Annotated in this window: 15 protein-coding genes and 2 tRNA genes; 13 read left to right on the top strand and 4 right to left on the bottom strand. The window is 66.3% G+C overall.

Translation table 11 applies throughout. The features are described 5' to 3' along the window. The first annotated feature begins 81 nt into the window (after positions 1-81). The 9 genes from hmgA (at position 82) to GWI72_RS09960 (ending at position 10,152) form a co-directional block, all read left to right on the top strand. Positions 82-1,398: a homogentisate 1,2-dioxygenase gene (hmgA, locus tag GWI72_RS10000; protein WP_161708541.1), complete on the top strand. Its 1,317-nt coding sequence runs from the start codon at positions 82-84 to the stop codon at positions 1,396-1,398. A 126-nt stretch (positions 1,399-1,524) separates the two neighbouring features. After that, a complete protein-coding gene (locus tag GWI72_RS09995; RefSeq protein WP_161708540.1) occupies positions 1,525-2,535 on the top strand; it encodes a fumarylacetoacetate hydrolase family protein in 1,011 nt (336 codons plus the stop codon). Then, the gene (locus tag GWI72_RS09990) at positions 2,528-3,043 is read left to right on the top strand and encodes a hypothetical protein (RefSeq protein ID WP_161674455.1); all 516 of its coding nucleotides are present in this window, start codon (positions 2,528-2,530) and stop codon (positions 3,041-3,043) included. Before GWI72_RS09995 ends, GWI72_RS09990 begins: the two co-directional genes overlap by 8 nt. 160 nt (positions 3,044-3,203) lie before the next feature. After that, positions 3,204-4,154 carry an MBL fold metallo-hydrolase gene (locus GWI72_RS09985; RefSeq protein WP_161674453.1) on the top strand — a complete coding sequence of 317 codons (951 nt, stop codon included), beginning with the start codon at positions 3,204-3,206 and terminating at the stop codon, positions 4,152-4,154. 135 nt (positions 4,155-4,289) lie between these two features. Next, the gene (locus GWI72_RS09980) at positions 4,290-5,900 is read left to right on the top strand and encodes an FAD-dependent oxidoreductase (protein WP_161708539.1); all 1,611 of its coding nucleotides are present in this window, start codon (positions 4,290-4,292) and stop codon (positions 5,898-5,900) included. Positions 5,901-5,916: 16 nt separating this feature from the next. Continuing rightward, the gene (locus GWI72_RS09975; RefSeq protein ID WP_161674449.1) at positions 5,917-6,123 is read left to right on the top strand and encodes a DUF2783 domain-containing protein; all 207 of its coding nucleotides are present in this window, start codon (positions 5,917-5,919) and stop codon (positions 6,121-6,123) included. A 99-nt stretch (positions 6,124-6,222) separates the two neighbouring features. After that, positions 6,223-6,765 (top strand): VOC family protein, encoded by a 543-nt coding sequence (locus GWI72_RS09970; protein ID WP_161674447.1) that lies wholly within the window; start codon positions 6,223-6,225, stop codon positions 6,763-6,765. Between the two features lie 299 nt (positions 6,766-7,064). Next, on the top strand, positions 7,065-9,488 hold the full coding sequence (locus tag GWI72_RS09965) for a methyl-accepting chemotaxis protein (protein ID WP_161708538.1): 2,424 nt from the start codon (positions 7,065-7,067) through the stop codon (positions 9,486-9,488). Positions 9,489-9,657: 169 nt separating this feature from the next. After that, positions 9,658-10,152: a hypothetical protein gene (locus GWI72_RS09960; protein ID WP_161708537.1), complete on the top strand. Its 495-nt coding sequence runs from the start codon at positions 9,658-9,660 to the stop codon at positions 10,150-10,152. Positions 10,153-10,330: 178 nt separating this feature from the next. Here GWI72_RS09960 and GWI72_RS09955 read toward each other — a convergent pair whose 3' ends face one another. Beyond that, on the bottom strand, positions 10,331-11,998 hold the full coding sequence (locus GWI72_RS09955) for a methyl-accepting chemotaxis protein (protein ID WP_161708536.1): 1,668 nt from the start codon (positions 11,996-11,998) through the stop codon (positions 10,331-10,333). Positions 11,999-12,303: 305 nt separating this feature from the next. Beyond that, positions 12,304-12,380 (bottom strand) — tRNA-Pro (locus tag GWI72_RS09950). Positions 12,381-12,658: 278 nt separating this feature from the next. Here GWI72_RS09950 and GWI72_RS09945 point away from each other — a divergent pair. The 3 genes from GWI72_RS09945 to GWI72_RS09935 all read left to right on the top strand — a co-directional run bounded on the left by GWI72_RS09945 (position 12,659) and on the right by GWI72_RS09935 (position 13,796). Next, positions 12,659-12,733 (top strand) — tRNA-Gln (locus GWI72_RS09945). A 479-nt stretch (positions 12,734-13,212) separates the two neighbouring features. Further along, positions 13,213-13,410 (top strand): hypothetical protein, encoded by a 198-nt coding sequence (locus tag GWI72_RS09940; RefSeq protein ID WP_161674439.1) that lies wholly within the window; start codon positions 13,213-13,215, stop codon positions 13,408-13,410. A 74-nt stretch (positions 13,411-13,484) separates the two neighbouring features. Further along, positions 13,485-13,796, top strand: a complete 312-nt coding sequence (locus GWI72_RS09935; RefSeq protein WP_161674437.1) for a hypothetical protein — start codon at positions 13,485-13,487, stop codon at positions 13,794-13,796. A gap of 716 nt (positions 13,797-14,512) precedes the next feature. On the opposite strand, the gene GWI72_RS09930 is transcribed toward GWI72_RS09935, so the two are convergent. Beyond that, entirely contained in the window at positions 14,513-15,376 is an 864-nt protein-coding gene (locus GWI72_RS09930; protein ID WP_244314226.1) for a sugar transferase, read from the bottom strand. Between the two features lie 316 nt (positions 15,377-15,692). Between GWI72_RS09930 and cysQ the strand changes: the two genes are divergently transcribed. Further along, on the top strand, positions 15,693-16,529 hold the full coding sequence (gene cysQ / locus GWI72_RS09925) for a 3'(2'),5'-bisphosphate nucleotidase CysQ (protein WP_161708535.1): 837 nt from the start codon (positions 15,693-15,695) through the stop codon (positions 16,527-16,529). A gap of 54 nt (positions 16,530-16,583) precedes the next feature. On the opposite strand, the gene GWI72_RS09920 is transcribed toward cysQ, so the two are convergent. Then, on the bottom strand, positions 16,584-18,719 hold the full coding sequence (locus GWI72_RS09920; RefSeq protein ID WP_161708534.1) for a GumC family protein: 2,136 nt from the start codon (positions 18,717-18,719) through the stop codon (positions 16,584-16,586). Between the last annotated feature and the right edge of the window lie 42 nt (positions 18,720-18,761).

Below are 18,761 nucleotides of genomic sequence, written 5' to 3'. Positions count from 1 at the left end.
CCGGTGCAATAGGCACTTGCGCGTAGATCCGTTGATGGTTACACATGTAACCAATTCACCGATCGAGGAGGGATCGCGATCATGGCCGCGAACGAACTTCAGTACATGCCGGGTTTCGGCAATGACTTCGAGACGGAAGCCCTGCCTGGCGCCCTGCCGCAGGGCATGAACAGCCCGCAGAAGTGCAACTATGGCCTTTATGGCGAGCAGCTCTCCGGCACGGCCTTCACCGCGCCGAGCCACCAGAACGAGCGCACCTGGTGTTACCGCATCCGGCCCTCGGTGAAGCACACCGGCCGGTTCCGCAAGATCGACATGCCCTACTGGAAGTCGGCGCCGCACATCGATCCGGACGTGGTGTCGCTTGGCCAGTACCGCTGGGATCCGGTGCCGCACACCGGCGAGGACCTGACCTGGATCACCGGCATGCGCACCATGACGACGGCCGGCGACGTGAACACGCAGGTCGGCATGGCGAGCCACGTCTATCTCGTCACCAAGTCGATGCAGGATGCCTATTTCTTCTCTGCCGACAGCGAGCTGCTGGTGGTGCCGCAGGAAGGCAAGCTGCGCTTCTGCACCGAGCTGGGGCTGATCGACCTCGAGCCCAAGGAAATCGCGGTCATCCCGCGCGGTCTCATCTACCGTGTCGAGGTGCTGGAAGGTCCGGCGCGCGGCTTCGTCTGCGAGAACTACGGCCAGAAGTTCGAGCTGCCGGGCCGCGGCCCGATCGGCGCCAACTGCATGGCCAACCGCCGCGACTTCAAGACGCCCGTCGCCTGGTATGAGGACCGCGAGGTGCCCTCGACGGTAACCGTGAAATGGTGCGGCCAGTTCCACACCTGCGACATCGGCCACTCGCCGCTCGACGTGGTCGCCTGGCATGGCAACTACGCACCGGTCAAATACGACCTCAGGACCTATTGCCCGGTCGGGGCGATCCTGTTCGACCATCCCGATCCGTCGATCTTCACCGTGCTGACCGCGCCCTCGGGCGTGCCGGGCACGGCCAACATCGATTTCGTGCTGTTCCGCGAGCGCTGGATGGTGGCCGAGAACACCTTCCGCCCGCCGTGGTACCACCGCAACATCATGTCCGAGCTGATGGGCAACATCTACGGCCAGTATGACGCCAAGCCGCAGGGCTTTGTCCCCGGTGGCATGAGCCTGCACAACATGATGCTGCCGCATGGCCCCGACCGCGAAGCCTTCGAGCATGCCTCCAACATGGAGCTGAAGCCGCAGAAGCTGAACGAGACCATGTCCTTCATGTTCGAGACCCGCTTCCCGCAGCACCTGACCCGGTTTGCGGCCAAGGAGGCCCCGCTGCAGGATGACTATGTCGACTGCTGGGGCGGCCTGGAGAAGAAGTTCGACGGCACGCCCGGCGTGAAGTGAGCCGCGTCCTCGCCAGGACGCAGAAGGACGGTGACGGCGACCGGCGCGAGGCGATAGCCTTGCGCCCGGAACCCGGGTCCAGTCGCCCGGGCCATCACCGGAAATGACAAGTTCGAGGGAGAAGTCATGAAACTCGCCACGCTCAAGGACGGCAGCCGCGACGGCAGGCTGGTGGTGGTCAACACGAGCCTGACCCGCTGCACCGAGGCAACCCACATCGCCCCGACGCTGCAGGCCGCGCTGGACAACTGGGCGACGGTCGCGCCGAAGCTTGCGGTTCTGGCCGAAAGCCTTGAACACGACGCCGTGCCCTCCCTGCGCTTCCACGAGCACAACGCCCATTCGCCGCTGCCGCGCGCCTACCAGTGGGCGGATGGCTCGGCTTACGTCAATCACGTGGAGCTGGTGCGCAAGGCGCGCGGTGCCGAACTGCCCGAGAGCTTCTGGACCGATCCGCTGATGTATCAGGGCGGTTCCGACAGTTTCCTCGGCCCGCGCGATCCCGTCGTCATGGCCGATGCGGCCTATGGCATCGACATGGAGGGCGAGATCGCCGTCATCGTCGATGACGTGCCGATGGGCGCGAGTGTCGATCAGGCCCGCGCCGCCATCCGGCTCATCATGCTGGTCAACGACGTGTCGCTGCGCGGCCTTATCCCGGCGGAACTGGCCAAGGGCTTCGGCTTCTTCCAGTCCAAGCCGTCCTCGGCCTTCTCGCCGGTTGCCGTGACCCCGGAGGAGCTGGGCGAGGCCTGGGATGGCGGCAAGCTGCATCTGCCGCTGCGCGTCGACGTCAACGGCAAGCCGTTCGGCCGCGCCAATGCCGGCGTCGACATGACCTTCGACTTCCCGACCCTGGTGGCCCATGCCGCCAAGACCCGGCCGCTGGCCGCCGGCTCGATCATCGGTTCCGGCACCGTGTCCAACAAGCTGGACGGGGGACCGGGCAAGCCGGTGAGCGAAGGCGGCGTCGGATACTCTTGCATTGCGGAAATCCGCATGATTGAGACTATCCGTGATGGTGCCCCCAAGACCCCCTTCCTGCAGTTCGGCGACACCGTGCGCATCGAGATGCTGGATCGTGACGGCCATTCCGTGTTCGGTGCCATCGAACAACGGATCGAGAGACATGCTTAAGGCTGGACTGATTGCCCTTGGTTTACTCCTTCCCGTCCCGGCCCTGGCCGCCGACGCCACCACGCCCGTGCGCGAGGTGATGAGCGTGACGGAAGCGAACTGGCGGGAAGGGGCCAGCGAATTCCAGGACGTCTTCGCCGACGACCGGCTTGGCCGGCTGTTCAGCAAGGACTTTGCCGAGCGCTATCGCAAGGCCGCCGCCTCGGAATACGCCAAGGAAGCCGGAACGCCGTTCAGTTATGACGTGATCGTCAATGCCCAGGACGGCTGCGCCCTGCGCAACATCTCCATCACCTCGGGCCCGGCGCGGGACGGGGCGTCGGAGGTGAAGGCGAGATTCCAGGGGCTCACCTGCTTCGGTTCGGATCAGGAGTACCAGGCCTTCACCGAAACCCGCTTCCGGGTGATCAGCGAGGGGGGCAAGCCGGTCATCGACGACATCATCCTGACGATGGACGGCAGCGCCTTCTCGATCAAGTCGGAGCTGGATGCCATCGCTGCCCAGTAAGGCAGTGACGACGACTGCCGGCTGCCGCCGGATCGCGGCGGTTGACCCCCGCGCCTCTCGGGGCTGCGGACCCATTTCTGTTGTCTCCGCCTGGCGGAGGCAACGGCCCCGCGACCGCCGGCGGCAGCCCGCCGGCCTGCACGGATAGAGGAGGACCGTGATGTCCAAGCAATTCGCCTCCGCAGGCGACCTGACCGAAAAGAAGATCTCCTTCACCGAGATCGGCCGTGACCTCTGGGCCTTCACGGCCGAGGGCGATCCCAACTCCGGCGTGATCATCGGCGACGACAGCGTCATGATCATCGAGGCGCAGGCCACGCCGCGTCTCGCCAGCAAGGTGATCGAGAAGGTGCGCGAGGTCACCGACAAGCCGATCTCGCATCTGGTCCTGACCCATTACCACGCCGTGCGCGTGCTGGGCGCCTCCGCCTACAACGCCCCGACCATCATCATGAGCGATGCGGCACGCGGCATGGTCGAGGAGCGCGGCGAAGAAGACTGGGCCAGCGAGTTCGGCCGCTTCCCGCGCCTGTTCCAGGGGCATGAGTCCATTCCGGGCCTGACCTATCCGACCACGACCTTTTCCGAGCGCATGACCGTCTATCTCGGCAAGCGCCGCGTCGACCTGATGCATCTGGGCCGGGCGCACACGGCCGGGGACATCGTGGCCTGGGTGCCAGACGAGGAGGTCATGTTCACCGGTGACATCGTCGAGTACCACTCGGCCTGCTACTGCGGCGACGGTCATTTCAATGACTGGGGCGACACGCTCGACATGATCCGCTCCTTCGATCCGCGCGCCATCGCGCCGGGACGGGGCGACGCGCTGATCGGGCATGACATGGTCGAGGCGGCCATCGCCAGCACCCGGGACTTCGTCGAGAGCACCTATCGCCCGGTCGCCCGGGTGGTGGCGCGCGGCGGCAGCCTGAAGGAGGCCTGGGACGCGGTGCGCGCCGAATGCGATCCGAAGTTCAAGGACTTCGCCATCTACGAGCACTGCCTGCCGTTCAACGTGGCCCGCGCCTATGACGAGGCGCGGGGCATCGACACGCCGCGCATCTGGACCGCCGAGCGCGACCGCGAGATGTGGGCCAAGCTGCAGGGCTGACGGTTCAGGGCCGCCGGGCAGACGCCCGTGCGGCCCTTTCTTCGTGCAGGTCCTGACGCGCTCTCTACGGATTTGCGCGGACTTGCGGCCGAATGGTTGCGATTGTAACTAATTAATCGTTCATCGGGAGGAGAGATGACGAAGATCTTTGAAACGCCGCTGTACCCCTATGGGCGCAGCCGCGACCAGGATGCGGCGCAGCCGGTCCGGCATACGGTCGTGATCGTCGGGGCAGGGCCGGTCGGCCTCGCCGCCGCCATTGATCTTGCGCTGCAGGACGTGCCGGTGCTGGTGATCGACGACAATGACAAGGTGAGCTTCGGCTCCCGCGCCATCTGCTTCGCCAAGCGACCGCTGGAGATCCTCGACCGTCTGGGCTGCGGCCAGCCGATGGTGGACAAGGGCGTGGTCTGGAACCTCGGCAAGGTCTTCTTCGACGACCGTCAGGTCTACGGTTTCAACCTCCTGCCGGAAGATGGCCACAAGCGCCCGGCCTTCATCAACCTGCAGCAGTATTACTTCGAGCTGTTCCTGGTCGAGCGCGTGCGTGCGCTGCAGGCCGAGGGGCGGCCGATCGAGATCCGTGGCGGCAACAAGGTGGTCTCTGTCGACCCCAGGGCCGACGGCGTCGGCCTCACCATCGACACGGCCGATGGTCCCTACCGGATCGAGGCAGACTGGCTGATCGCCTGCGACGGCGCCAATTCGCCCGTACGCCGCATGATGGGCCTCGATTTCGTCGGTCGGATCTTCGAGGACAACTTCCTCATCGCCGACGTGAAGATGACGGCGGACTTCCCGACCGAACGCTGGTTCTGGTTCGATCCGCCGTTCAACCGCAACCAGTCGGCGCTCCTGCACAAGCAGCCGGACAATGTCTGGCGCATCGACCTGCAGCTTGGCTGGAACATCGACAAGGAGGTCGAGAAGCAGCCGGAGCGCGTCATCCCGCGCCTGAAGGCCATGCTCGGCGACGAGGTCGAGTTCGAGCTGGAGTGGGTGTCGATCTACACCTTCCAGTGCCGGCGGATGGAACGGTTCCGGCATGGCCGGGTGATCTTTGCCGGCGACAGCGCGCATCAGGTCTCGCCCTTCGGCGCGCGCGGCGCGAACTCGGGCCTGCAGGACGCCGACAACCTCGCCTGGAAGCTCAAGCTGGTCATCGACGGCAAGGCGGGAGAGGCGCTGATCGACAGCTATGATGCCGAGCGTATCCATGGCGCGGACGAGAACATCCTCAACTCCTCGCGCTCGACGGACTTCATCACGCCGAAGTCGGAGACGAGCCGCATCTTCCGCGATGCGGTGCTGGATCTGTCCGAACGCTTCGAGTTCGCCCGGCCCTTCGTCAACTCGGGCCGGCTGTCGGTGCCCTGCACCTATGACGGCTCGCCGCTCAACGGGCCGGATGCGGCTGGTCTTCCCGCGCGCAGCCGCCCGGGCTCGCCGGCCGTCGATGCTCCGGTCGAGGGGGGATGGCTGCTCGACCAGCTTGGCAACCGCTTCCAGCTCATCGGCATCAACGCCGATGTCCCGGCCGTGATCGAGGACCATGGCGTCCGCATCGAAGGGATGACGCTCTCCACCACGGCCGACCCGAGTGGCGCGCTGGCCGCGCGCTACCTCGGCACGGCGCCGGCAGCCGTCTACCTGATGCGCCCCGACCAGCATGTCGCCGCGCGCTGGACCGCCTTCGACGAAGCTGCGGTTCGCAAGGCGCTCGCCACTGCGCTGGCACGGTCGTGAAAAGAGGGAGCGCATCATGACGAAGCTGATCACTACCGCCAACATCGCCGGCGCGGATGACTTCTACGCCGAACTTCTGGCAGCCCATGAGGGGCTCACCAAGGCTCAGAGCGACGCGCTCAACGCGCGCCTGATCCTGATCCTGGCCAACCATATCGGCGACCGGGCGGTGCTGCGCGACGCACTCGCGGCGGCGGCCGGCGCCGGCAAGGAGCATCGCTGACGCGTTGCCTGCGGGATGGATCCGTTGCGCCTGCAGGAAACGCTCCTGATGAAAACCTGAGACCGGCTTCTGGCCGGCCACAAAGGAGGAGGAGCTGGAATGAAGATCGAGCAGATCCATCACGTCGCCTATCGCTGCAAGGATGCGAAAGAGACCGTCGAGTGGTATGTAAAGAACCTGAACATGGACTTCGTGCTGGCCATTGCCGAAGACCATGTTCCCTCCACCCATGAGCCGGATCCCTACATGCACGTCTTCCTCGATGCAGGAAACGGCAATGTGCTCGCCTTTTTCGAGCTGCCGACCAAGCCGGAGATGGGACGCGACCCCAACACCCCGGTCTGGGTGCAGCACATTGCCTTCAAGGTGAAGGACCGCGCGACGCTGGTGGCCTTCAAGGAGCAGCTGGAGAAGAACGGCATCCCGGTGCTGGGCGTGACCGATCATTCCATCTTCCATTCCATCTACTTCTTCGATCCGAACGGCCATCGCATCGAGCTTGCCTGCCCGGATCCGGAGGAAGAGGCCCTGCTGAAGCGCCTGGACAGCGTGAAGTGGGACATGCTGGACGAGTGGTCGAAGACCAGGAAGGCGCCGAAGCACGCAGCCTGGCTGCATCAGAAGGAACTGGCCGGCGTCTGACGGCCCGGAGGCAGCTCCTCGCCCGGGGCACAGGGTGCCTGGGCTGCACAAGGTGCCTGGGGGAGGGGCGTCGGGGGCGGTGTGATGCGCCCGATCAGGCCCGGAATTATTTTACCATGTCATTCTTGCGGAGGCCGTAGCGGAATTTTTGCCGGTCGCCGCAAGAAAACACGTTGCCGGACTTGGCGTTTTCTTGGTTGCCAGAGTCTTGCTCCGGTGACGCATTTATTTCGGTTTCCCGTTTTACGCTTTGTTCATGCGGCTCTCTCGTAATCACATCGAGGATTAGGGAGGGAAACATGGTTTCTTTCATGAACTGGCTGTCGGACCTGCGCATCGCGGTCAAGGTCGGAGGCGGCTTTGCTGCCATGGTGACGCTGACTGCTGTGGTTGGCGGGATCGGCGCCTATTCGGTGCTGGGCCTGAGCGAGCAGACGCAGACCAGCTCGTCGGCCACGGCGGCGCTTGCGCAGCTGCAGCAGGTCACGGCCGCGAAGGAGCGCTATCTCGACAGCCGCGACGCCGCCACGGCCCAGACGGTCACCGGCGAGATCGAGCAGCTCAAGCGTCTGCTGGCCGGGCTTGAGACCGCAGGCGCCGACATCGCCGCCGTCACGGCGGCGGAAACGGCGGTCGCCGGCTTCCTGAGCAATTTCTCCTCCGTCACGACCGCCATCGGCGAACAGCAGCAGCAGGTGAGCCGGCTGCTGACCAGCGCCGGCAAACTGGAGAGCCTGTCGGCCGAGATCGGCGACGTCATGCTGACCCAGCAGCGCAGCGCCACGGAAGAGGTGAAGACCGCAACGCGCACCCGGGATCGCGCCGACAAGGCCAGCCGTCTGCTGGCCGACGTGCAGCAGCAGTCGCTGGAGGTGCAGAACCTGCTGCTGCTGGCAAGCCAGGCGGGCGATGCGGCCCTGCTGGAACAGGCGCGCGACCGGGCAACCGCCATGGCCGAGGCGGCCAGGGCTGCCGGCGGGGTCAAGGGCAGTGGCCTTGATGAAGCGGCCGTCGCCGGACTTGCCGCCGGTGCAGCTGCCCTCGCCGAACGCCTGACGCCGATTGCCGCCATGCCTGACGCCTGGGGGCGCCGGGCAGCGGCAGTCGTCACCGCAGGCGACAGTCTGGCGACCCGTCAGACGGCAGCCGACCTGAATGCCGGCCTGCTGGCCACGCTGGACGAGGCCCGCAAGCAGGCCGCCGGTGCCCAGAGCCGTCTGAGCATCGTCGAGCTGGTGAAGGTCAATGCCGACAAGTTCGCCAAGGCCTCGCTCGAACTGCGTGCTGCCACCATGGAAGGTCTGGCCAGCCCCGGCGGCTTCGACGTCAAGCCGGTCGCCATGCGCGTCGACATGCTGCGTTCGCTCGCCTCGACGCTGGCGGCCGATGTGGCGGCATTCCCGCAGATCAAGGACACGGTGGCCCGGATCACCGCCGAGACGGACGCCTATGCCGGCGAGCTGGCGGCGCTGCAGACGGCAGCCGAACGGCTTGCCAGCAGCCGCCAGGCGCTGGATCAGCTGTCTGCCGAGGTGATGACCGGCATTGCCGCCATGACCGAGCGCCAGAGCCAGGCGACGGTCGCCGCCGCCAGTGCCGCGCTGACCGTGCTGGCCGGTGCCGTTCTGGCCGCCATCGTGCTGGCCGCCGGGCTTGGCCTGCTTCTCTCCATGCTGATCACCCGTCCGACCCGCAGCCTGACCGCGCTGATGGACCGGCTGGCCCGCGGCGACACCAGCGTCGCCGTCACGACCGCCACGCGCCGCGACGAGATCGGCGACATGAGCCGCACCGTGCAGGTCTTCCGCGACAACGCCATCGAGCGGATGCGCCTGGAGGCGGAAAACCGCACCGAGCAGGAGCGCACGCTGCAGCGCCAGCAGCGCATCGAGGCCCTGATCCGCGACTTCCGGAGCACCGTGGGCACGCTGACGACCCAGCTTGGCCAGACGGCCGGCAGCATGGAAGCCACCGCCCGCAATCTCTCGGGCATCGCCGAGGAAAGCGCCCGCAAGGCGAATGACACCCAGTCGGTCAGCGACAACGCCCTGCACAGCGTCGAGAATGTTGCCAGCGCCGCCGAGGAACTGGCCGCCTCGATCGGCGAGATCGGCGCCCAGGTCCGCCGCACCAGCACGATCGTCAACACCGCCACGCTGTCGGTCGAGGAAACCAACCGCAAGGTCGAGAGCCTGGCCGAGGCCGCCCATCGCATCGGGGAGGTGGTGACGCTGATCCAGGCGATTGCCGAGCAGACCAACCTGCTGGCGCTCAATGCCACCATCGAGGCCGCCCGCGCCGGGGAAGCCGGCAAGGGCTTCGCGGTCGTGGCCGCCGAGGTGAAGGGCCTCGCCAACCAGACCTCCAAGGCGACCGAGGAAATCAGCGGCCAGATCGCGGCCATCCAGGCCTCCACCGGCGATGCGGTCGCCGCCATCTCGGGCATCGTCCGCACCATGGACGAGGTCGACAGCTACACCGCCGCCATCGCCGCCGCCGTGGAGCAGCAGGGTGCGGCAACCTCCGAGATCTCGGGCAGTGTTCAGCGCGCCGCGCAGGGAACGCTGGCGGTCAAGGCCAACATGGACGGTCTGGCCGGCACGGTGGAAGAGACCCAGTCGTCCTCCCGCTCCGTGCTGTCGGCCTCCGAAGAACTTGGATCGAAGACGGTCGCGCTGCGTCACGAGATCGACCGCTTCCTCGCCGAGGTTGCAGCCGCCTGACCGGAACCGGTGATCCTTTGCCGAGAACGCAGGGCCTGTGACCCCCGTCACAGGCCCTGCTGCCCTTTCGCGGCAGAGTGCAGCGGCATGGCGCCGGGATCCCCCGCGCGCAGGGCCAGGAGCACTCGGCATGATACGGCAATGGACAGGTTCGGTTCGGGTTGCGGCGGTGGCGCCTCGGGCGCTGACCCTGGCCCTGGTTCTGGCTCCGGTTCTGGTCCCGGGTCTGGCTCTCACCCTGGCCCCGCAGACCGCCCGCGCCTCCGAGGTGCAAGGCGGCGTTGCGCTGCGGCAGGCACCGTCCGCCCCGGCGATCGAGGCCGAGGACGGCGTGAAGGGCCTGGCAATGCGCCAGCCGCTCACGGGCAACTGCGACTGTGCCACGCCCGGCGAGGATGACAGCGGCGGCGAGGTCCATCAGGAGGACGAAACCGGCGGCACCGCCACCGGGGACGATGACACGGGCGGCACCGTCGCCGCGGATGAGGCGAGCGAGCATGCCGGCCGCGCCTGGCGCAAGCCGCTGCCCGCTGGTCCCGATGAGGCACCGGACATGGCACCCCGCACCCGTCCTGACGGGGGGCAGGTGCCGCTGGAGCCGGACCTGCCGCTCGAGGAGCCCCTGATCGTGCCGTTCGACGGTCCGCGCGAGGCCTCTGCCTGAGGCGCGCGCGCCCGTCTCCCAAGCCGGACCGGGGCTTGCCCCGAGCCGCCCCAAAGCGGTCCCCGGACAGACCCGGGTCAGCCCCCCAAGGCTGATCCCCGGTCGAGCAGGCGGCCATCCGCAAGCCGCCACGCCTGACCGTCCTCCCAGAGCGTCAGGTGGCGCGTCATGTGGCGCGTCAGGCGGCGCGGATGCTGGAGAAGAAGGCGTCCAGCTTGGTCTTCAGGACATGCGACTGGCGCGCCAGCTCCTGCGACGACGACAGCACCTGGGCCGAGCCCGCGCCGGTCTGGGTGGCGGCACCGGTGACCTTGGTGATGCTCGAGGACACCTGCTGGGTTCCGACGGCGGCCTGGTTGACGTTTCTTGCGATCTCTTGCGTTGCGGCCCCCTGTTCCTCCACGGCGGCGGAGATGGCGGTCGAGGCCGTGCTGATGCGGCGAATGACCTCGCCGATGCCCTGGATCGCCAGCGCCACCTGGTTGGTGGCATTCTGCATCTCCTCGATATGCGCGCCGATCTCGCCCGTCGCCTTGGCGGTCTGGGCGGCCAGCGTCTTGACCTCCGTCGCGACGACGGCGAAGCCCCGGCCGGCCTCTCCGGCGCGGGCGGCCTCGATCGTGGCGTTGAGGGCGAGCAGGTTGGTCTGCCCGGCGATGTTGTTGATCAGCTCCAGCACACCGCCGATCCGGGAAGCCGAGGCAACCAGACCGGTGACGGTCGCCTCGGTCTGGTTCGCGGCCTGGAGTGCCTGATCGGCAACATTGGCCGACATCTGCACCTGTTGCGAGATCTCGGCAATCGAGGCGGCCAGCTCGTCGGAGGCCGCAGCCACCGTCTGGACGTTGGCGGCGGCCTGTTCGGAGGCGGCAGCGACCGTGGTCGCGGTCTGCGCGCTGGTCTCGGCCGTCTGGGAGAGGGACGCTGCCGTCGCCTCCAGCTCCGAGGAGGCGGCTGCCACGGTGCGCAGGATCATGCCCACATCCGAGTCGAGCGTGGTGACCAGCTCCTCGATCAGGCGGGCCCGCTTCTCGCGCGCCGCCCGTTCGGCGGCCTGCTCCGCCTCAAGCCGCACCCGCTCCAGCCCGTTGTCCTTGAAGACGGCAACCGCGTCGGCCATCTTGCCGATCTCGTCCTTGCGCCCGATGCCCGGGATCGCCACCGTGAAGTCCTGGTCGGCCAGGCGCTTCATGGCATCCTGCATGGCTGCGAGCGGGCGGAGGACGCCGGTCACCACGAAATAGGCAACGAACAGGGCAAGGCCCGCCGAGAGGACGGCGAGGCAGGCCATGATGGTCAGCGACAGCCGGTTGGTGTCACGGGCCTGTTCGTATTCCTGGCTGGCCACGTCGATCTGCAGATCCACCAGCTTGGAAATGGGTTCGCCGATCGGATCGATGGTCGGATAGAGCGACCCGGTCACATAGGCATCGAGCGCGGCCTGGTCGCGGGACTGCAGGATGTACTCCAGCTTGGTGATGGACGGCTTGGCTGCAGCCATTGCGGCGTAGACCTGATCGGCCAGCGTCTTCTCGGCCGGCACCATGTAGGTGACGCTGTAGGCGGCCCATTCGCGGTCGATGATCGACAGGGCGGCTGAAACCGAGGATTGTCCCTGCTCCCAGGTCAGGGCGCCGCTGCGGACCTTGTGGGCCGTGTCCACGATGCTGACGGCATAGGAGTCGGCGACGCGCTTCAATTGTTTCATCGGAATGACGCGGTCACTGACAATTGTACGGATGGATTCATACGACGTCGACAAGGCGAAATAGCCGGCAAGACCCATGACGGCGAGCATCGTCGTCATGGCTACAAGGCTTGCCAGAATTCGAAACTTGATGGTCATCACGTTCCCCTAAGGAAATTGAGTGACCAGTTTGCTCAAAATTGATGCAGCCGGTTCGGGGGCACGCGCGCGCCGAATGGTTATCAACAGGTAAAATGCACGCATTGCGCGCAACATTACACTGCAATGGAAGTTGCGGCGAAGGATGCAACCCTGCAGGGAAAAGGTTGTGGGTCCGGGTTGCTGCACGCAGGGGTGCGAGCGTCTCAGCGTATAAATCGCCCCTGGTACATCTGGCGATACGCGAACGTGATTCGACGTGTGCCGATCAGGGTCCCGAGGCTGCTTTTGGGGAGAAGTCTGGATGGTCGGAGTGGCGTGATTCGAACACGCGACCCCCTCGTCCCGAACGAGGTGCGCTACCAGGCTGCGCTACACTCCGATCCAGATGAACAGTCTTTCGACTGTCGGGAACGGCGGAGCTGCTTGCGCCGCCGATGTGGCGCGTAATTAGCACCGCCCCTTCCGGTCTGCAAGTGCCCAATTCACATTCGTCGAAAAAAGTTCATGCGCCTGACGCAAGCCGTGGATAAGTCTGACGAAATTGCCTGTGAACGGGGCTGTTGCGCGCCCTGTCGATTGCCATTCGTGCAGCTTGCGCCGGCGTCAAGCAGAAGGTATACACCGCTGCACCCGATCCGGGCCCAGGGCCCGGCCTGCTGGGGCGTCGCCAAGCGGTAAGGCAGCGGTTTTTGGTACCGCCATTCCCAGGTTCGAATCCTGGCGCCCCAGCCATCTCTCCTTACAGCCGCCACGCAAGGATCACCGGCCGCCGCCGGACGGATTGCGAATGCCGCATGCGTCGCGCCTCCGCCGGCCCCTGCAAGGCCGTCCCGGCCTTGTCCGGGTTGCGGCCGGCACCCCCTGTATGACCCTGTGCCAATGAGCGGGCGAAGTGAAACGACGCCTCGGCAGATCCGACAACAGCGTCGCGCAAGCCTGATGGCGCATGACCCTCCCGGCCGGCTGCAGCAGGGCCGGCCCGGGACGCGCCGGACCAAGCAGCGCCGGGCCAAGCAGCACCCGACCGGACAGGACAACGGGTCAAGAGCGGAGCGGCACAGGATGGTCACGGTTTCGACCGACTGTCGCCGGGTTGGTCTGACACCGTGGCGCAGACGTAACGCATCAATCTGGCACAGACGGGCACCGGCCCGCGCGGCACGACTTTAACAGTTGTTAAGCACTGGCAGCCTATTTTTTCAGGAGGGGTGGTGAGCAAGGACTTGAATGAGCCGATGCACCGGGCAGCCCATCTTACACAAGCCTACGGCCGTCTTCTGGCCCGTCGGCTCGTGCTGGGCAAGCGGACGTCGGCACTCCTGTTCCTCGTCGTCAAAAACCTCCTGTTCTGGGGATCGATGATCGTCAGCGGCTTCCTGACCTACAAGGGTCTGACCTGGCTGTTTTAGGCAAGGTTTGGATCCGGGGATGCGGCGACACGGCATCGGCCCGCCGGGGTTAACCTTAACCGGAGCCATGAAGCATGACCGGCGCAATGATCCTGATGTTTCTCGGTGCCCTGCTTTATGGCGTCGTCGCCCTGATGTTCCTCGCCTTTTCCTGTGCGGAGCTGATCGACACCGGCCGCTCGAGCCGCGGACGGCTGCTGCTGGCCATCTCGGCTGCGGCGGCCTGGCCGGTGGCGCTCGTCGTGGCCAGCGTTGCCGCCGCCATGGCACGCCGGCCGGCTGCCCGTCCTGCATCGGTCGATCGCAAGTCTCCGGCCGCTGCAGCGGCCGCCGGCCCGCGCAAGGCGGAGAGCGCAGCCGTACCGCGCAAGCGTCTGGCTGCCTGACCTTCGGCGCGGCTCAGTTCACCCGGCACAGTCGCGGTCCCCACCAAGGGGTCTTGGCGCGCAAGCGCCTTGGTCGGGGACGCGGGGTCGTCAGGTCCCCGTCCAGTGGCGGCCCCTTGCGCCGGCGCCAGCCAGAGCGGCTTTGTCTTCCCGTCCTTCATTCCCACCCATCCCGTTCCGATCAACCGCGACGACGTTGCAGGGCGTGACGGCGGTGTCCGTGATCCGGTCTGACGCAAGGAACCTGAGCGCCAAGGCCCTGGCTCAGGGCCGCGCGGACCCCGGCAGTCGCCACTGTCACGGCTGCAAAGGGGCGGATTGACCTCGGCGACAACACGGCCACCCGGCAGCCTGAGACCAAGAGGCGTTTCAGGAGAGGGCCCTGCAAGGCAGGTGATGCGGGGGAGGGCGATGCCGGACAGCGCCGGCCGAAGAGAGGTGGCCGGAAAGTACGGGTCGGAGAGGGCTGGCCGGAGAGGGATGGCCAATGCAGGTCCCTTGCAGGCCTTGGTCGGCCGGGCAAGTGTCGGCCGGACAACTGTCGGCAGGCCGTCGCAGCGCGCGCTGCAAGCGTGGAGAGACCGCCCGCCCGGTTCCAGGTGAGGCGGTCTGCCGGGGACAGCGGCCGGACGGTGCCGGGATCAGATGCCCCCGCGCCCCGAAACCCGCCGCAGCGGGGTTGAGGGCGCAAGGCCAGAAGGCGCCCCCGAAGCGGCTCAGTAGCCGCTGCCGCGGGTGAATTCCTTCACGACGGTCTGGAGAAGGATCTTGATGTCCAGACGGGTCGACTGGGTCCGGATGTATTCGAGGTCGTAGTTGACCCGCATCCGGGCGTGATACTCCTCGGTGGTCTCCCCGCGGAAGCCGTTGACCTGCGCGAGACCGGTGATGCCCGGGCGCACCTGATGGCGGTCCATGTAGCGGGTGTCGAATTCCTCATAAGGGACACCGGCCGCCAGCATGCCCGGCACGTGGGGACGGGGTCCGACCAGCGACATGTCGCCCTTCAGAACGTTCCACAGCTGCGGCAGCTCGTCGAAATTCGAGCGTCGCAGGAACCGCCCCACCGGCGTGATGCGCGGATCGTTCTTGCGGGTCTGCGCAACGCCGGAGGCATCCTGCGTCGCCACATACATCGACCGGAACTTCAGGGCATAGAACAGCTCGCCATTGCGCCCGTAGCGGGCCTGGCGAAAGATCACCGGGCCGTCACTGGTGAGCTTGATGGCAGCCGCAATGCCGAGAAACAGCGGCGACAGCAGCGCAAGCCCCGCCGCGCTGCCGACCACATCGAGGCCGCGCTTGACCGCAGGACGGAGCGCCTGGCGCAGACGGCCGCGGCTGCCGACGCCCGGAACGTCAGCCGCCGGCGCAATCCCGGCAAAGGCGGGATGGGACAGGGTTCCGCGCGGGTCGGCGGAGGCCACCGACGAGCCGGCCCGGGCCAGGCTGACCGGCCCCAGGTGACGGTCGGACATGAGGTTGCGCTCGGCCAGGGAGCGGGAAAAGAACGGAATGCGGCGGATACCCCGCTTGCCTTGGGACGGGTCGCGCTCGCGATCAAACACTTCGTGAACCATTGGATGCCCCGATACAAAAAATTGTTGAACCGCCGAGCCCACAAAAAATCTCTCGGGCACGGTACTCGCTACACCGAATGCGAAAGTTCCAAATTGTTAAGAATTTTATCTTTTTACGTTAGCGATTTCCTAACACAGAATTCGTCGTCCTGCCAAGGGAATTGCAAACTATGTCAAGGCAGACGCTTGGTAAATTCAGGGTCGATATCGACCCTCGCGTGTCCTGCACGGCGAATTGCACTCGTGCGGGCAGGCTGATGCAGCTATCTGTCAGGCGCAGCATCCGGGGCGGTTGCTGAAAGATCGGGAAGTATGGATGATACAGGTTGAAGGAAAGTCGATTGCACTCGTCAGGATGGCAATCGCGGCAGGGCAGGCGATCCTCGACATCTACCGAGAGGGCGCCGACGTCATCCGCAAGGGGGATGGCTCGCCGGTGACCGCGGCCGACCACGCCGCCGAGGCCATCCTGCTGGCGGAGCTTGGCAGGGTGTTCCCCGGCGTGCCGGTCGTGGCCGAGGAAGACGTTGCAGCGGGGCACATGCCGTTGGCGGCTGCCTCCTACATCCTCGTCGACCCGCTGGACGGCACCCGTGAATTCATCAGCCGGAACGGCGAGTTCACCGTCAACATCGCGGTCATCGAGAACGGGGTTCCCGGAGCCGGGGTCGTTTTGGCTCCGGCGCTCGGCGAGATCTACTGGACGGATGGCCTGACAGCCTGGGCCGGTCGTGTGCGTGGCGAGGAGGTCGAAGACCTGCGCGAGATCCGCACCCGTCAGGCCCGCCCCGGGCAGTTGACGGTGCTCGCCAGCCGGTCCCATCTCTGCGAGCGGACAACGGCTGTCATCGAGGCGCTCAAGGTGCAGGATGTCGTCTCGGTCGGCTCGTCCTTGAAACTGTGCTGGCTGGCCGAAGGTCGCGCCGACATCTATCCGCGGCTGTCCCCGACGATGCAATGGGACATTGCCGCAGGGCACGCGGTGCTGCGGGCGGCCGGCGGCACCGTGCTTGATCTCGGCGACGGCCAGGCAGGCGAGCTCGCCTATCGCCTCACCGGGACCCCCGTGACGGCCTCCGCCCTGCGCAACCCCGACTTCGTCGCTCTTGGCGATCCCGGTCTCGCGGCCGACGTTCTTCGGGCCCTTGAATGAAAACGGCCCCCGCAGAGGGGGCCGTCGGAGACGCGTCCGCGGGTGGTCCGGCGTCTACTCGGTGTAGTAGTCCGAGTAGGCCGTGTAGTAGCCGCTCTTGCCTTCCTGCTGGTTGAGCAGCGTCAGGATGCGGCAATGCTCGGCCTTGGTCTGGGCGAGGCGCTGCAGCGAGTGGACGCAGAGACGTTGCGGTGTCTTGGCCCAGCGGATCACGAAGGTGATCACATCGGCATATTTCGCCAGATACAGGCCGTCGACCACCGGCTCGATCGGCGGGGAATCGAGCACCACATAGTCGAAGCGCTGCCGCGCGGTCTGCACGAGGCGCGTGAAGCGCTCCCGCGTGATGAGCTGGTCGGTGGGCACATCGGAGCGCCGCGCGCCAACCACCGCCGTCAGGGCGGTCTTGGGGTCGGACTTGACGATGTTCTGCAGCAGGTCCTCCGAGCCGATGTCGCCGACAAGGAAGTCGACCAGACCGTTGGACGGCTCGAGATTGAGGTGGCGCTGGATGCTCGGCTTGCGGAAGTCGCAGTCGATGATCAGGGTGCTGGCCCCCGACAGGGCCAGGGTTCTGGCGAGCGACAGCGACATCGTCGACTTGCCTTCGCCCGGAAGGGCAGAGGACATCATGATCACGAAGCCCTTCTTGCCCTTTGCCTCGGCCCGATCGGGCACGGTGGCCTGCAGCGTGTTGTCGATGGTGGCACGCAACCGCCGGACTGATTCCGCATACATCGACAGCGGACTTTCGATCAGCGCGTCGGAGACGGAAAACTGGCTGCTGCCGGCGGCATGGCGGGGAACAACCGTGGCCAGCGGCAGGCGGGTCACCGCCTGAACCTGTTCCTCGCTGGTGAAGCCGCCGATGAAGTTCTCGAAGATGAAGGCCAGCGCAAAGCCGGCGCCGACGGCAAACAGGCCGGCAACCGCCAGGATCAGCATGACCTTGGGCGAGCTCGGGCCGGTCGGCGGGAAGGCCGGCGAAACCACGCGGCTGTCAGCAATCTGCAGCGCGGTTTCCGTCTCGAGCGCCTGGGAGCGGGCCAGCAGGGCCTGGTACTGCGTCGCGGCATTGCGCGACGTCTGCTGCAGACGATAGATCTGGGCGAGCGTGTCGGCCGGCAGGTTGCTGCCGAGGATCGCGGTGTTGAGATCGCGGCGCAGGGTGGTGGCCTGCGTATCGTAGTCGGTGATCGAGGTCTGCAGCTCGCCGAGCGCGGTCTCGGCTTCCGTCAGCAGGTTCTGCTCGATGCGCTCCAGTTCCTGACGCAGGTTGACGGCCCGTGCCGAACCGGCTGCGGCCTCGCCGAGCGCGCGCTGCAACTGTTCGCGCTGCTGGTTGAGGGCGGCAACGGCCTCGTTCTCGAGTTCCGCGGCAAGGGTCTGGAAATCATTGCTGGCAAGCTTCTGCCGCAGGCCCGCGACCCGTCCCTCGGCCGAGGTTCGTTCATTGGCCAGCTCGTCGATCCGGTTCCGGATCTCGGCCAGGTCCGTGCGACCGGTGGCGCTGACGAATTCGTTAACGTTGCCGAAGATGTAGTCGTCGAAGGCCTTCTCGGCCGCAACAACCGCCCGTTCCGCATCCGCCAGCTGCCGGTCGATGATGTCGCGGGATTCCCGCGTGGCGGAGGTCTTCGATTCGATCTGGGCCCGGATGTAGGTCTCGGCAATCGCGTTGGCGAGCTCGGCCGCGCGATCCGGGTTCTCCGACCGGACGGACACCGCGATCAGGTAGGTGAGGCCGCGACGGGCGACGGTGATGTTCTTCTTGAACCGCGACAGCACCGATCCGAGCGCATCCTGTCCCGTCGGCAGCGTCGGCTCGCGGATGCGCAGGAATGCAAGGACCTTGTCCTTCATCCCGAGCTTCACGCCGAATTCCGGATCCGTGATCAGGTTTTTTGTCGCAATGACCGACAGCAGGACCGCGTCGGAATCGACGATCTCCACCTCGCTCTCGACCCGCGCGCTGTCTGTCGCCGAGGATCCCGACACGTTGCTCGGATCCATGAGGTTCTTGCGGCTGGGATCGACCAGAACGAGGGTTGTCCCTGTATACATCGGCGTGATCGAGAAGACCGCGACGGCGGCGATCGCGACAACGACGGCGATGGTGGCGGCAATCAACCTGACCTGGCGGCGCACGATGCCGAAAAGATGCCGGAAATCGATTTCTGTCTCGTCCATGAGCGCAATGCTTTCTCAAGAAGCCGAAGCGGACCGCATCGG

The organism is Pannonibacter sp. XCT-53 (assembly GCF_009915765.1).
In the GTDB taxonomy this organism is placed as follows: domain Bacteria; phylum Pseudomonadota; class Alphaproteobacteria; order Rhizobiales; family Stappiaceae; genus Pannonibacter; species Pannonibacter tanglangensis.
This window is presented reverse-complemented; position numbering and strand designations above follow the sequence as displayed.

Coding starts and splice junctions, on each gene's coding strand:
- hmgA (WP_161708541.1), top strand. CDS start 82: ATGGCCGCGAACGAACTTCAGTACATGCCGGGTTTCGGCAATGACTTC.
- GWI72_RS09995 (WP_161708540.1), top strand. CDS start 1,525: ATGAAACTCGCCACGCTCAAGGACGGCAGCCGCGACGGCAGGCTGGTG.
- GWI72_RS09990 (WP_161674455.1), top strand. CDS start 2,528: ATGCTTAAGGCTGGACTGATTGCCCTTGGTTTACTCCTTCCCGTCCCG.
- GWI72_RS09985 (WP_161674453.1), top strand. CDS start 3,204: ATGTCCAAGCAATTCGCCTCCGCAGGCGACCTGACCGAAAAGAAGATC.
- GWI72_RS09980 (WP_161708539.1), top strand. CDS start 4,290: ATGACGAAGATCTTTGAAACGCCGCTGTACCCCTATGGGCGCAGCCGC.
- GWI72_RS09975 (WP_161674449.1), top strand. CDS start 5,917: ATGACGAAGCTGATCACTACCGCCAACATCGCCGGCGCGGATGACTTC.
- GWI72_RS09970 (WP_161674447.1), top strand. CDS start 6,223: ATGAAGATCGAGCAGATCCATCACGTCGCCTATCGCTGCAAGGATGCG.
- GWI72_RS09965 (WP_161708538.1), top strand. CDS start 7,065: ATGGTTTCTTTCATGAACTGGCTGTCGGACCTGCGCATCGCGGTCAAG.
- GWI72_RS09955 (WP_161708536.1), bottom strand. CDS start 11,998: ATGACCATCAAGTTTCGAATTCTGGCAAGCCTTGTAGCCATGACGACG.
- GWI72_RS09935 (WP_161674437.1), top strand. CDS start 13,485: ATGACCGGCGCAATGATCCTGATGTTTCTCGGTGCCCTGCTTTATGGC.
- GWI72_RS09930 (WP_244314226.1), bottom strand. CDS start 15,376: ATGGTTCACGAAGTGTTTGATCGCGAGCGCGACCCGTCCCAAGGCAAG.
- cysQ (WP_161708535.1), top strand. CDS start 15,693: ATGATACAGGTTGAAGGAAAGTCGATTGCACTCGTCAGGATGGCAATC.
- GWI72_RS09920 (WP_161708534.1), bottom strand. CDS start 18,719: ATGGACGAGACAGAAATCGATTTCCGGCATCTTTTCGGCATCGTGCGC.